The sequence below is a fragment of the Limosilactobacillus secundus genome, from assembly GCF_020784695.1.
Taxonomy (GTDB): domain Bacteria; phylum Bacillota; class Bacilli; order Lactobacillales; family Lactobacillaceae; genus Limosilactobacillus; species Limosilactobacillus reuteri_F.
The window spans coordinates 46,672-60,324 of the sequence record NZ_JAJGUA010000028.1; the positions used below are offsets into that span (position 1 = coordinate 46,672).

The following is a 13,653-nucleotide window of genomic DNA, read 5'->3' on the forward strand; positions in this document are numbered from 1 at the left end:
TTTAACTTATTTGTCATAATCAACCAATTATGTTTAATAATTTCTTAGATATTTTTCCTTTGCCTGAGTTACGTTAAAATAAACTTTATTGAGGAAGTGAATTAAACGATGAATAAATACGATTTAACAATTACCAAATTACATCAAATGGTTAAAGAAGGGATTGTTCCGGGAGTTAGCTATTTGATTTTTGACCGTCAACATACAATTAAAGAAGTAACAGGGATGGCTCAAGTGTACCCTGAAACTGAAAGATTAAAACCCGACATGCTCTATGATGTTGCTTCATTAACAAAAGTAATAGGAACAGTTCCAGTTATTGCCATGCTTATTCAGAAAGGAGCATTGGCTTTAGATGATCCGATAAAGAAGTTTTTGCCAAAATTTAATGATGACCGACCAACTATTCGCAATCTTCTTACCCATACTTCTGGGATTGCTGGTTATATTCCACATCGTAATGAGTTGGATGCCGTTGAGCTAAAGAAGGCTTTTTTGACGAAAATGCATGTGGAGGATAGTTTGAATCGTCAAATCAAATATGCGGATGTAAACTATTTATATTTAGGATGGATTATCGAACGAATTTATAATCAACCAGTTCAAAAGGTTATTGCAGAACAGGTTCTTAAACCATTAAAAATGCCAACTGCGACATTTAGGCCTCAACCAGCTAACTGTGTCCCAACAGAAGTACAAGAAAAACGGGGCTTAATTAGAGGAGAAACTCACGATCCTAAAGGGTATATTTTGGGAGAAAATTGTGGATGTGCTGGCCTCTTTGCATCATTAAAAGATTTAGAGATTTTTAGTCATGCGCTTATTGAAAATAATTTAAATGGCCTTCTTACTTCTGAAACAACTAAGCTTCTTTTTACAGACCAAACACGAATTTCTGGTCCACATAGTCGCTCTCTTGGATGGAAACTGTTTCACGCTAAAGATCGTCATCTTTTGATTAGTCACACTGGGTTTACAGGAACTTGGATGGTGTTAGATCGTCAAACTGACCAAGGTTTTATTGTATTGACAAATCGTGTTCATCCCAGTGCTAAAAATCAAGAATATTTAGATGCTCGTGATCAACTTTTTGCAATTTATTTAAAAGAAAAAGAAAAAACTTTGTGAAATTTATATGCAATTAATTGAATAACCGCTTTCACAGAATATGCGCTTTATGGGTGAAAAATGTATAAAAACTGTTGATAATTTATATTAATAACTTCTTTTTATATAATTCACTAAATATTGATTTGACGGCATTTGACAACGTTTACATAAACTAATATGATGTAGTTGTAGTCAAGTGATACTTCAAAAAGGAGTGATATTGTATGCAAAGTCCAATTCACGTTACATCAGAAATTGGAAAGCTTAAGACAGTTATGTTGCATCGACCAGGTAAGGAAATTGAAAATGTTTATCCTGAAATTCTTCACCGGATGCTCGTAGATGACATTCCATACTTACCGATCGCTCAAGAAGAACATGACCTTTTCGCCCAAACGTTACGCGATAACGGCGCTGAGGTATTGTATCTTGAAGATTTATTAACAGACGCACTAGCAGATGATAATATCAAAGATGAATTCCTTGAAAAGATCATTGCTGAATCTGGTTATGCTGCTGGAGCAATCCATGACGGCTTAAAGGAATTCTTGCTTAGTTTCAGTACTAAGGACATGGTTAATAAGATTATTGCCGGTGTACGTAAAGATGAGATTAAAACTAAGTATGCTTCTCTTGCAGAATTAGCAGAAGACAAGGATTACCCGTTCTATATGGATCCAATGCCAAATGCATACTTTACTCGTGACCAACAAGCATGTATCGGGGATGGAATTACCATTAATCGCATGACTTTTAAGGCACGTCAACGTGAATCTCTCTTTACTGAGTACATCATTAAGCACAATAAGCGTTTTGCTGACAAGGGTGTTGAAGTATGGCGAAACCGTTATCCTGAAGGCCGGATTGAAGGTGGAGACGAATTAGTTCTCAGTGATCATGTATTAGCAATTGGTATTTCTCAACGAACATCTGCAAAGGCTATTACAGAATTAGCTGAAAGTCTCTTCGAAAAGTCTGATTATGATACAGTAATTGCTATCCATATTCCTCACAATCACGCAATGATGCACCTTGATACTGTATTTACAATGATTAACTATGATCAATTTACAGTTCATCCAGCAATCTTACGTGATGGTGGACATGTTGATGCATATATTATGCACCCAGGTAATAATGGTGAAATTTCAATTACCCATGAAACAAATCTTAAAGAAATTTTGAAGAAGGCACTTGATAAGCCGGAAATTGATTTGATTCCTACTGGTGGCGGTGACCCAATTATTGCCCCACGTGAACAGTGGAATGACGGTTCTAACACGCTAGCAATTGCCCCTGGTGTAGTTGTAACTTATGATCGGAACTATGTCTCAAACGATTTGCTGCGTAAGCATGGTATTCTCGTTCACGAGGTTCGTTCAAGCGAATTATCACGGGGTCGTGGTGGTCCACGGTGCATGTCATGTCCAATTGTTCGTGAAGATCTCAAGAAATAAATAAGCTAATAAAAGCAGCAAATTTATCTGAGTAATCTAGAAAGGGTATAATTTTGCTGCTTTTTCTTGTATCATTTTAGTGTAATTAACATGATAAGAAGGGAACACGAATGGATCGAAAGGCAAGAAGAAAATATATTGAGCAAGTGGTTAATGATCGTAAAATTGAGACACAAGAAGAATTGCTTAAGTTGTTAACTGAGGCGGGTTTCGAAACAACACAAGCAACAATTTCAAGAGATATTCATGCGTTGAATATTGTTAAAGCAAATGATGGCGATGGTCATACCCATTATGTTCAACTTCATGTGACACCCGAACATAATTTTGAGCGATTATATCAGGGGATTCATGATAATGTGCGAACAATTGAAACTGTTCAATTTATGAACGTAATTAAAACTGCACTAAATTCTAGTTATGCGACGATTTTAGCTGGAATGTTTGATGAACTTGATATTCCGGAAGTTGTGGGCACACTTGCTGGAAACGACACCTTGATTATCATTAGTAAAGATAATGATGATGCTAAAATGATCTATGATTTAATCATTCAACACATGCATTCATAAACTGCATAGGAGGGATATTTATGGATGAACAAAAGAAAGGTATCGGTAGAGGCGAATTAATCGCCTTAATTGTAAGTTCATGTATCGGTACCGGGATATTTGGTATTACTAGTGATGTAGCAGCGGCAGCGGCCCCAGGTCCTGCACTATTAGCCTGGATCTTTGTTGGAATCGGCTTTTTAATGCTGGTTCTCTCACTAAATAATCTATCTGAAAAGCGACCAGATCTTACTTCAGGTATTTTTGCTTATGCAGAAGCTGGTTTTGGGCCATTAGGTGAATTTATTTCTGGCTGGTCTTACTGGCTATCGGCCTGGTTAGGGAATATTGCCTTTGCTACAATGTTAATGAGTTCGATTGGTACCTTTTTCCCGACATTTAAAGGGGGACAAAATTTACCATCAATTCTAGTTGCGGTTGTCTTTTGTTGGCTATTAACAATCCTAGTTAATAATGGTGTTGAAAGCGCATCTTTTGTTAACATGATTGGAACAATTTGCAAGGTCTTACCATTAGTTATCTTTATTATTATGATGATTGTATGCTTTAAGGCCGGCATGTTCACTGCAGATTTCTGGGGCCGGGTTGCTAATAATGCCTCTCGCGGTACTGCAACTGGTTCTGTCTGGGAACAAATGAAAGGTACCCTTATGACACTAATTTGGGTATTTATCGGTGTTGAAGGTGCTTCAGTTATGGCAAGTCGGGCAAAGTCACTTACAGCCGCTCGGGAAGCTTCTCTTATTAGTTTTGGCCTTTTAGTAGTTATTTATGTATTAATTTCGATTTTGCCTTATGGTGCATTAACTCGGGCAGAATTAGCTAGCATGGGTCAACCAGCTATTGGTCATGTTCTTCAAGCAACAGTTGGTAATTGGGGCTCAATTTTAATCAATGTTGGTTTAATCATTTCAACCATTGTTTCCTGGCTTTCTTGGACAATGCTTCCAGCCGAAACAACAATGTTAGTTGCCGATGATAAAGCAATGCCAAAGATCTGGGGAAAAGTTAATGCTAAAAAGGCTCCAACTGCTTCCTTGATGATTACGGCCGTATTGCAAACCATCTTCTTGTTCTCATTGCTTTTCACTGATAAAGCCTATGAATTTGCATATTCCTTATGTAGTGCAGCAATTTTATTCTCATACTTATTTGTTGGACTTTACCAAATGAAATACAGTTCTGCACACCAAGAATGGGGACAATTTACAATTGGTTTGCTTTCTGCTGCATTCATGTTCGCATGTATGTTCCTTGCTGGATGGCAAGAAGTATTATTAGTTTCAATTAGTTTTATTCCTGGATTCTACATTTACTACTTAGCATGTAAAGAAAATGATCGTAAAGTTACAACTGCTGAAAAGTGGACAATGGCGTTGATTTTAATCTTAAGTATCATTGCAATTTGGCTTGTTGTTAATGGAACTATTGCCATTGGCTAGGTAAATAATGTATAATTATTCCACATTTTAAGAATATTTATAAGTGAGGTGATTAAGGTGAAGGAAAAGAAGTTAAATCTCTTCCTCTTAATCACCTTAATTGTAGGAACGATTATTGGTGGTGGGATTTTTAATAGTCCAACCGATTTGATTTTGAAAGCAAATCCAATGGCTGCATTAATTGCATGGTTAATTGGTGGATTCGGAATTTTGATGTTAGTATTAGTCTTTTACAAGCTCTCTATTATCAAACCGGAGATGAACGGTGGGATTTATACTTATGCAAAGGAAGGCTTTGGCAACTATATTGGTTTTAATTCCTTTTGGGGATATTGGATGGGAGCAGTCTTTGGTAATATTGCCTTTATCTCGCTCTTCTTTAAGACCTTAAATAGTATGCTTGGGACGCATCAACTTTCGCCATTAATGTGCTTTATTGGAGGTTCAATTATTCTGTGGGGATACACCGCAATTACATGGTTTGGTGTCCGTGAGGCAAGTATTCTTAATGCCGTCATTACGATTATTAAGATCTTACCGCTTCTATTAGTTGTTATTGTTGGTGTTTTTGCATTTCAGCCACATATTTTTAATGTTCCTGATTGGACAAGCATTCTTGCTGTTAATCAAACGCACGTAGCCTTTAAAGACCAAATTAGTGGTGCAATGAGTACTATTGTGTGGTGCTTTGTTGGAATTGAAGCAGCTGTTTCTATGTCACGCCGGGCAAAGCAACCACGTGATGTTGGATTAGCAACGATTATTAGCTTTGTAATTGTATTAGTTCTCTATATTTCAATCTCTATTATTCCAATGGGGATTCTACCTGCTAAAGAACTTAGTCTGACTTCGGTTCCGCTGGCAGCAGCTCTTAGTCATACGGCATTAGGAATAGTAGGAAGTCTTATTATTAAAATTGGTCTACTGATCTCTCTATTAGGGGCGTTATTGAGTTGGTTTATGATTGGGCCAGAAATTGCATACGTAACCGGTTATGATCGGGATATGCCGCGAGCATTTAAAATCGTTAACCGCCATGGTGTTCCTGGTTTTGCATTAATTGTATATACAATTATTATGCAAGTATGTTTACTTGTTTTACTGCTTCCACAGCTTCAAATGGCCTATACAATTGCATATACTTTGGCTGCGACGATGACCTTAGTTGCTTATTTGCTCTCTGCGTTATATGGATTAAAATTAGCAATTAGTGAAAAAATGGGCCTTGGCTTTAAGATTATTGCTACGTTAGCCTCCCTTTATTCTGTCTATATGTTAGTTGCTTCGGGCCTTGAATATGTATTTGCCAGTGCGATTATTTTTGCACTAGGAATACCATTATTTGCCGGAGCTCCTAATAAAATGAGTAAGAAAGAGAAATGGTTAGCAAAGATTATCGCCTTAGCAGCTGTAATTGCGCTTGTGTTGATTATTACTGGCAAGATTAATTTTTAAAAATTAAAAGGGATGAGGTTAGAAGGAATTTACTTTCCTTCAATCTCATCCCTTTTTACATCCTAGTCTTCACTAGTCATTTTGCTTTTCATGTTATCCATTCGCCAGACAACATAGGTTTCAATCAACGTGATTAGACTTACCCATAAAATCGTGAAATTCGATGAGGTAAGAAACAATAAGATGATTAAGATCCAGGATATCCAGTTCCAACGACGCTCCAGACGGATAACTTTTACAAAGCGTGGTGGGATCCTAGTTGGATTTTGAATGGCTAGTGCTTGAAGTTGGGAGAACAGACGAACTTCCCAAAAACTTTCCAGTAAAAAAATAATGGTAAATACAAATGTTATAGTTTGATCCACTGTTTGTCACCTTAATTAAAATGTAGGCTTAATTTTTAGTGCTTTTTGACTGCTTAAGTCGGCATCGGGATACTTATGTTCAAGAGCTGCTAAAAGAATCTTTTTAGCAATCTCACCATTTCTTGTAAGAATGGGACCGTGGAAATAAGAGCAATAAGTGTTTTTATAGATTGCTCCTTCAGTATGGTCTTCACCGTTATTCCCATTACCAGAAATCACTTTACCAAGCGGACGCTCACCTTTTCCTAAGAATGTGCGGCCATTGTGGTTTTCAAAGCCATGATACTCTTGATTGCTTTCTTCATTTTTGATGGTAATATCCCCAATGAAGCGGTGATTATCCTGACTTAAAGTATAGTGATCAAGGATTCCAAGTCCCGGAATCTTTTCACCATCAGCACCAATATAGTAGTGACCAAGAAGCTGGTATCCTCCACAAATAGCAAGAAGCGGTTTGCCATCGTTAATAAATTGGTCAATCCCCGCTTTTTTGTTTGGAAGATCTTTGGAAACGACAAGTTGTTCGTAATCTTGACCACCGCCAAAAAGAGCTAAGTCAAACTCTTGTGGATTAAAGTCGTTGTCGATACTAATGACTTTTACATCAATATCGGCATCCATTTGCTTAGCGTAATATTGGAGGGCAATAATATTACCGACATCACTGTAAGTATTTAATAAATCGCCGTAGAGGTGGGCGAGGTGTAAGTGATATTTTGCCATTAGTCCATTCCTCCTTTAATATAGCCCTTTTCTGCTAGTTGTTTCCGCAATTGCAGAACGGCTGTATATGTTGCCAGAATATAGACATGTTCAGTTGGCATTTCCTTAATTTTATCAATTACCTGAGTAAGGTCTGGTTCATGCCACATATCTTTTACGCCGGCCATTGTTAATCTGGTGGTAATATCTTTATAGCGTTCTCCTCCAGTCATATATTGTGGAATTTGATGTTGGGTAAGTTTTTCAAAGTCACCGTCCCAGATCCAGCTGGTATCAATTCCATCAGCATAGTTAGCATTTAGCAAAAAGGCAAAGCTAAAGGGCTTGTCATCCGTCTCAATCATATCTAAAACTTGATTAAGGCCAACTGGATTTTTAACTAAGATCAAAGTAACCTGTTTTCCATCGATACTAATGACTTCTTGGCGACCAAATACTCGTTCGTCTGATTCAAAAGCATCTTTAATTTGTGCTTGGCTCACGCCGAGAAAACGGCCAAGAGAGTATGCAGCAAGAGCATTATAGATGTTATATAACCCACCAATTCCGATGGTGTATTTTTGCCCATCAATTTCAAAAGTTGAGTGTGTTGGGGTAAGTTTATCAATTTTAGTAACAGCATACGTTAATTCTGGACGATGGAAACCACAATTTGGACAGAAGTAGTTACCTAAACCTGCATAAGTTCGCATTCGATACTTTAGAATGTGTTGACATTTAGGACAAAGGAGACCATCAGTGTTAGCTGGGGCATTAAATGGTTCATTTTCTTCGTGATTAAAGCCATAATAGATAATTGGATTAGGCAAGTCTTTGCTATTAAATAGCTGTTCATCTCCGTTCGCAATGATGGTTGCTTTCGGCGCTAATTTAATTCCCTTTAAGATCTTGTTATAGGTGGTGTAAATTTCACCATAACGATCCATTTGGTCACGGAAAATGTTGGTGAAGACAAAGGCAATTGGTGTGATGTATTTACATACTTTAACTACATTTGCTTCATCGACTTCGAGGACGGCCAGCCCTTTTTTCTTTGGACGGGGAGCCGTAATAAAGGTGGTTACGATTCCCTGCTCCATGTTGGAACCAGTTGGATTAGTAAGAACTTGGTCATACTTTTCCCGTAAAACTCGTACGCTTAATGCGGTGGTTAATGTTTTCCCATTAGTCCCTGTTACAATAACAAGGTCGTACTTTTTGCTAAAGGCTTGGAGAATATTTGGATCAAGCTTTAAGGTTAATTTTCCTGGAAGGGAACTTCCTCCGTTCATAAAAGTATGGAGGAACCAATAACTTGATCGCCCGGCAAATTCGGCAAATGAACTTCGAACTGTCATGAATATATGTATTCCTTTCGTGTCAATTGTAAGTGATACAATAGTGATGATTAAAATTACCGTTTAATTCTAAACTTTACGGTAACAAAAAGAAAGTTATTAAACTGAAATTATTATAAGATTAAAATTATTCAATGTAAAAAACTCTTTCCTAATGTGGAAGTATTTAAATGACACAAATTTTTGGATATAATGAAGAGTACTATGCAAACAAAAAGGAGCAATTGTAGTGGCACAACTATTCTTTAAATATGGCGCGATGAATTCTGGTAAGTCAATCGATATTTTGAAGGTTGCTCATAACTATGAAGAACAAGGGAAACCGGTTGTCTTAATGACGAGTGGTGTTGACGATCGTTCTGGTCGAGGCATCATTGCTAGTCGGATCGGCCTAGAGCGTAAGGTAAAACCAATTATGGATGATACCAACATTTACGATTACGTTAATAAGATGGACCGTAAGATATATTGTGTATTGATCGACGAAGCACAGTTTTTAAAGAAAGAGCATGTCTTACAATTAATCAAAATTGTTGATGAGCTAAATATTCCGGTAATGGCTTTTGGCCTAAAAAATGATTTTCGGAATGAATTATTTGAAGGTTCAAAGTATTTACTAATCTATGCTGACAAAATTGAAGAAATGAAGACAATTTGTTGGTTCTGCCCTCATAAAGCTACGATGAATTTACGGATTCATAATGGCAAGCCAGTATATGAGGGAGAACAAGTCCAGATAGGGGGAAATGAATCATATTACCCAGTATGCCGGAAGCACTATTTTCATCCCAAATTAAAACAATAGGAGGAATAATTAAGAATGGAAATGGAAGAAATTTTCGATAAACTTCAAGCAGTTGCTGATCGTTACGATGAATTAAACGAATTAATCAGTGATCCAGAAGTAATTGCCGACTCGCAACGTTTTATGAAGCTTTCAAAAGAAGAAGGAAGCTTACGTGAAACAGTTGAAAAATATAATCAATATAAAAAAGTCACACAAACGATTAGCGATGATGAAGAACTATTACGGGAAACGAATGATGATGACTTAACAGCCTTAACTAAGGAAGAGTTAGCGGAAGCGCGGGAAGAACAAGCGCAGTTAGAAAAAGAGCTTGAAGTTCTATTAATTCCTAAAGACCCTAATGATGATAAAAATATTATCATGGAAATCCGTGGAGCTGCCGGAGGGGATGAAGCAAGCCTATTTGCTGCTGATCTGTATAACATGTACCTTCGCTATGCTGAAAAGCAAGGCTGGAAAGTAGAAGTTGTGGATCGAAATGAAACTGAAGTTGGTGGCTTTAAGGAAATTGCCTTAATGATTACTGGGGATAAAGTTTATTCCAAGCTTAAGTTTGAGAACGGTGCGCATCGTGTTCAACGGGTTCCTGTTACTGAATCTGCTGGCCGTGTTCATACGTCAACAGCGACTGTTGGGGTAATGCCAGAAGCTGAAGATGTAGATGTAGATATCGATCCTAAAGATATCCGGGTTGATGTTTACCGTTCAAGTGGTGCTGGTGGTCAGCACGTTAACAAGACTTCATCAGCTGTTCGAATGACCCACTTACCAACAGGAATTGTTGTTGCAATGCAAGATGAACGGTCACAACAGCAGAACCGGGCTAAGGCAATGCGGATTTTGAAGTCACGGGTTTATGATTATTACCAACAACAAGAACAGAGCGCGTATGACCAAAAGCGGAAAGATGCGATTGGGACAGGTGATCGGTCAGAACGGATTCGTACCTACAATTACCCACAAAACCGGGTAACAGATCACCGAATTGGGTTAACATTAAATAAGCTTGATAAGATTATGGCTGGTGACCTTGATGAAATTATTGAAGCATTGATTGTTGCCGACCAAACACAAAAGTTGGAGCAATTACGGAATGAGTAGTTTCGTACCGACCAATTATTTTATGGCACAGCGATGGGCAAAAGAACAATTACAAGGAACAGATATTGATCCAAGTGCCCCTCAGTTTTTACTTCAGCAAACACATGGTTGGGATGCGACTCACTTACTTTTACATAATCGTGATGAGATGCCAACTGACGAAGTAGACTGGTGGAAGGATGCCATAACAAGATTGCTTAATCATGAGCCTGCTCAATATATTGTTGGGCAGGCCCCATTTTATGGACGAACTTTTAAGGTTAATAAAAATGTTTTGATTCCAGAAGCTGAGACAGCAGAGTTAATTGATTGGGTATTGCAAGAAATGCCAGCTCGCCCATTAAAGGTCCTTGATTTAGGAACGGGGAGTGGGGTAATAGGCATTACACTTGCACTTGAACGGCCAGCCTGGAATGTAAGTTTAAGTGACATTTCAACCACTGCGCTTGCTGTTGCTCAGGAAAATATGGCTAAGTTTAATCTGGAGTTACCGTTAATTAAAAGTGATTTATTTGAAAAGATTGATCAGCAATATGATTTAATTGTGACTAATCCGCCTTATATTGACCCAGACGATACTGATAAAATTGATCAAGCAGTCCTTGAAAATGAACCATCCCAGGCTTTATTTGCTAGTGAACATGGTTTAGGATTCTATCATCGTTTATTTAAGCAAGCAGGGCAGTATCTAACTACGACTGGTCAAATATTTGGAGAAACTGGCTATGATCAAGAAGAGTCAATTCAAGAATTACTACATCAAACCGATAAACACGCACAGATATGCCCACGACATGATGTGGCAGGAAAAATGAGGATGATACACGCATGGGATTTTTCAAACGCAGGAGGAAGATAGTAAGAATGGATACGAAGATTTTTCGACATGGTGAGATTGCCCAAGCAGCAGCTGCGATTAAGCGCGGTGAATTAGTGGCTTTTCCAACCGAAACTGTTTATGGATTAGGGGCTGATGCAACCAATGAAAAAGCCGTTAAGAATGTTTATTTAGCAAAAGGACGGCCAAGTGATAATCCATTAATTGTTCATGTTAATTCTATCGCAATGGTTGAAAAATATGCTGCCGAGATTCCTGATAATGCCCGAAAGTTGATGGATGCATTTTGGCCTGGTTCTTTAACTATTATCTTGAAGATTAAGAAGAATGCACTTTCCAAAACCGTTACAGGTGGTTTGAAAACTGTCGCCTTTCGTTATCCAGACTGTCAACCAACTCTTAATTTAATTGAAGAAGCTGGTGTTCCGATGGTGGGACCATCTGCTAATACTTCTGGAAAACCGAGTCCGACTACTGCTCAACACGTTTATCATGACTTGCATGGTAAGATTGCTGGAATTATAGATAATGGTCCAACCCGAGTAGGAGTTGAATCAACTGTCCTTGACATGTCAACAGATCACCCTGTAATTTTACGTCCTGGTGCTGTTACGAAGAAAGACATTGAAGGGGTAATTGGGTCAATTGACCTTAATCATCATAAAGTAGGCAAAAATGAAACTCCTAAAGCTCCTGGAATGAAATACAAGCACTATGCACCTAAGGCCCAAGTATATATTGTTGATGAAGATACGGATTGGGATAAAGTTGTTGAATGGATACGGCAACAGCCATTTGATGTTGGAATGATGGCTGAAGAAAAGGTCCTCCAACGAGAAGTATTGCCAATGAACGCTATTCAATTTTCATTAGGAAAAAATGTTCAAGATGCCAGTGCTCGCCTATTTGATGGCTTGCGACAATTTGATGATCAGCCTAATGTTAAAGCAATTGTCACTCAAGCGTTTCCAGCTCATGATTTAGGGGGCGCATACATGAATCGGTTAAATAAGTCGGCCGGTGGTATGCACTTTGATAGTAATGCGGTAAAATAATAAGGGAACGTAGTGGATGAGGTACCACTCCCTAATTAAAATCTCAATAAAATAATAAAGAGACTGAGTAGATTCCCAGCCTCTTTATTTATAACCAGAGGAGATGTTGTAAATGAACTATGGTAAAAAATCACCCCAATTATGGGCAGCCATTGAAAATGAAGAGCAACGCCAACAAGATACGATTGAGCTAATTGCCTCCGAGAATATCGTTTCTGATGCTGTTCGTGAAGCTCAAGGGTCAGTTCTAACAAATAAATATGCTGAAGGATATCCAGATAAGCGGTATTACGGTGGGTGTGAGTTTATAGATCAAGTTGAACAATTGGCAATTGATTATGCTAAAAAGTTATTTAATGCAGCATATGTTAATGTTCAACCTCATTCTGGATCGCAGGCGAACATGGCAGTTTATCAAGCACTCCTCAAACCTGGAGATGTAATTTTAGGAATGGGGATGGATGCTGGAGGGCACCTAACTCACGGAGCAACAGTTAATTTTAGCGGAAAATTATATAAGACGTATGGCTATGGCCTAAGTCCAGATACTGAAGAGCTTGATTATGATGAAATTATGGCTCTAGCTAAAAAAGTAAAACCGCAATTAATCGTTGCGGGAGCTTCTGCTTATAGTCGGATTATTGATTGGCAGGCATTTCGTAAGATTGCTGATGAAGTTGGAGCTTACTTGATGGTTGATATGGCCCATATTGCCGGATTAGTAGCAACTGGTGCCCATCCAAGTCCCCTTCCAATTGCTGATGTCGTTACTACTACTACTCATAAAACTCTTCGGGGCCCACGGGGAGGAATGATCCTCTCTAAATCAACTGAGTTAGGGCGGAAAATTAATTCAGCAGTTTTCCCTGGAATCCAAGGTGGACCACTGGAACATGTAATTGCGGGGAAAGCTCAAGCATTTTATGAAGATTTGCAACCAGAATATTCGGAATATATCCAACAAGTTGTAAAAAATGCTCAAGCAATGGAAAAAGTATTTAATACTAGTAAACAAATTCGGGTGGTTTCAGGAAAGACCGAAAATCACCTTCTTGTTCTGGACCTTACTAAGACTGGTTTAACAGGAAAAGATGCGCAAAATCTCCTTGACCGTGTCCACATTACAACCAATAAGGAGGCCATTCCAAATGACCCACGAAGTCCATTTATCACAAGTGGTTTACGGATTGGAACTCCTGCTATTACCAGCCGAGGATTTAAGGAAGAGGATGCGCAAAAAGTTGCGGAATTAATCAGGACAGCTTTAATTAATCCAACTGATGAAAAGTGTCTACAAGAAGTAGCAAAAGGTGTGCATGAACTAACTACAAAATATCCGATTAACTAAAAAATTAGAACATAAAAAGTTGTTAAGATCCTTTGTCATGAC

General features: G+C 38.2%; 13 protein-coding genes. 10 read left to right on the forward strand and 3 right to left on the reverse strand.

Features of this window, described 5'->3' with window-relative positions:
• Positions 1 to 108 precede the first annotated feature (108 nt).
• From LMB57_RS03685 to LMB57_RS03705, 5 genes are all read left to right on the forward strand, one after another.
• On the forward strand, positions 109 to 1,128 hold the full coding sequence (locus LMB57_RS03685) for a serine hydrolase domain-containing protein (RefSeq protein WP_229271173.1): 1,020 nt from the start codon (positions 109 to 111) through the stop codon (positions 1,126 to 1,128).
• Positions 1,129 to 1,334: 206 nt separating this feature from the next.
• Positions 1,335 to 2,567: an arginine deiminase gene (gene arcA, locus LMB57_RS03690; protein ID WP_066035444.1), complete on the forward strand. Its 1,233-nt coding sequence runs from the start codon at positions 1,335 to 1,337 to the stop codon at positions 2,565 to 2,567.
• 110 nt (positions 2,568 to 2,677) lie between these two features.
• A complete protein-coding gene (locus LMB57_RS03695; RefSeq protein WP_113896700.1) occupies positions 2,678 to 3,139 on the forward strand; it encodes an arginine repressor in 462 nt (153 codons plus the stop codon).
• A 20-nt stretch (positions 3,140 to 3,159) separates the two neighbouring features.
• Positions 3,160 to 4,581, forward strand: coding sequence for a basic amino acid/polyamine antiporter (locus tag LMB57_RS03700; RefSeq protein ID WP_229271172.1), 1,422 nt, complete (start codon positions 3,160 to 3,162; stop codon positions 4,579 to 4,581).
• A gap of 48 nt (positions 4,582 to 4,629) precedes the next feature.
• Positions 4,630 to 6,036, forward strand: a complete 1,407-nt coding sequence (locus LMB57_RS03705) for an amino acid permease (protein ID WP_324255224.1) — start codon at positions 4,630 to 4,632, stop codon at positions 6,034 to 6,036.
• 62 nt (positions 6,037 to 6,098) lie between these two features.
• Here the strand turns inward: LMB57_RS03705 and LMB57_RS03710 are convergent, their stop codons facing one another.
• Genes LMB57_RS03710 through LMB57_RS03720 form a run of 3 tightly spaced genes read right to left on the reverse strand, consistent with a single transcriptional unit; the run spans position 6,099 to position 8,461 of the window.
• Positions 6,099 to 6,401, reverse strand: coding sequence for a hypothetical protein (locus LMB57_RS03710; protein WP_229275846.1), 303 nt, complete (start codon positions 6,399 to 6,401; stop codon positions 6,099 to 6,101).
• A 15-nt stretch (positions 6,402 to 6,416) separates the two neighbouring features.
• Positions 6,417 to 7,124 (reverse strand): type 1 glutamine amidotransferase, encoded by a 708-nt coding sequence (locus LMB57_RS03715; RefSeq protein WP_229271170.1) that lies wholly within the window; start codon positions 7,122 to 7,124, stop codon positions 6,417 to 6,419.
• The gene (locus LMB57_RS03720; RefSeq protein ID WP_229271169.1) at positions 7,124 to 8,461 is read right to left on the reverse strand and encodes a Mur ligase family protein; all 1,338 of its coding nucleotides are present in this window, start codon (positions 8,459 to 8,461) and stop codon (positions 7,124 to 7,126) included. Before LMB57_RS03720 ends, LMB57_RS03715 begins: the two co-directional genes overlap by 1 nt.
• A gap of 229 nt (positions 8,462 to 8,690) precedes the next feature.
• On the opposite strand from LMB57_RS03720, the gene LMB57_RS03725 reads away from it, so the two are divergent.
• The 5 genes from LMB57_RS03725 to glyA all read left to right on the forward strand — a co-directional run bounded on the left by LMB57_RS03725 (position 8,691) and on the right by glyA (position 13,611).
• Positions 8,691 to 9,266, forward strand: a complete 576-nt coding sequence (locus LMB57_RS03725; protein WP_228341813.1) for a thymidine kinase — start codon at positions 8,691 to 8,693, stop codon at positions 9,264 to 9,266.
• Positions 9,267 to 9,287: 21 nt separating this feature from the next.
• A complete protein-coding gene (gene prfA / locus LMB57_RS03730) occupies positions 9,288 to 10,370 on the forward strand; it encodes a peptide chain release factor 1 (RefSeq protein ID WP_003676159.1) in 1,083 nt (360 codons plus the stop codon).
• Entirely contained in the window at positions 10,363 to 11,229 is an 867-nt protein-coding gene (gene prmC, locus LMB57_RS03735) for a peptide chain release factor N(5)-glutamine methyltransferase (RefSeq protein WP_229271168.1), read from the forward strand. Before prfA ends, prmC begins: the two co-directional genes overlap by 8 nt.
• Before the next feature lie 5 nt (positions 11,230 to 11,234).
• A complete protein-coding gene (locus LMB57_RS03740; protein ID WP_229271167.1) occupies positions 11,235 to 12,263 on the forward strand; it encodes an L-threonylcarbamoyladenylate synthase in 1,029 nt (342 codons plus the stop codon).
• Positions 12,264 to 12,375: 112 nt separating this feature from the next.
• Complete coding sequence (gene glyA, locus LMB57_RS03745) at positions 12,376 to 13,611, forward strand: serine hydroxymethyltransferase (RefSeq protein ID WP_229271166.1); 1,236 nt, start codon at positions 12,376 to 12,378, stop codon at positions 13,609 to 13,611.
• Positions 13,612 to 13,653: the final 42 nt, after the last annotated feature.

Excerpts from the sequence above, each read along its gene's own strand:
- LMB57_RS03685 (WP_229271173.1), top strand. The coding sequence starts at position 109 with ATGAATAAATACGATTTAACAATTACCAAATTACATCAAATGGTTAAA.
- arcA (WP_066035444.1), top strand. The coding sequence starts at position 1,335 with ATGCAAAGTCCAATTCACGTTACATCAGAAATTGGAAAGCTTAAGACA.
- LMB57_RS03695 (WP_113896700.1), top strand. The coding sequence starts at position 2,678 with ATGGATCGAAAGGCAAGAAGAAAATATATTGAGCAAGTGGTTAATGAT.
- LMB57_RS03700 (WP_229271172.1), top strand. The coding sequence starts at position 3,160 with ATGGATGAACAAAAGAAAGGTATCGGTAGAGGCGAATTAATCGCCTTA.
- LMB57_RS03715 (WP_229271170.1), bottom strand. The coding sequence starts at position 7,124 with ATGGCAAAATATCACTTACACCTCGCCCACCTCTACGGCGATTTATTA.
- LMB57_RS03720 (WP_229271169.1), bottom strand. The coding sequence starts at position 8,461 with ATGACAGTTCGAAGTTCATTTGCCGAATTTGCCGGGCGATCAAGTTAT.
- prfA (WP_003676159.1), top strand. The coding sequence starts at position 9,288 with ATGGAAGAAATTTTCGATAAACTTCAAGCAGTTGCTGATCGTTACGAT.
- prmC (WP_229271168.1), top strand. The coding sequence starts at position 10,363 with ATGAGTAGTTTCGTACCGACCAATTATTTTATGGCACAGCGATGGGCA.
- LMB57_RS03740 (WP_229271167.1), top strand. The coding sequence starts at position 11,235 with ATGGATACGAAGATTTTTCGACATGGTGAGATTGCCCAAGCAGCAGCT.
- glyA (WP_229271166.1), top strand. The coding sequence starts at position 12,376 with ATGAACTATGGTAAAAAATCACCCCAATTATGGGCAGCCATTGAAAAT.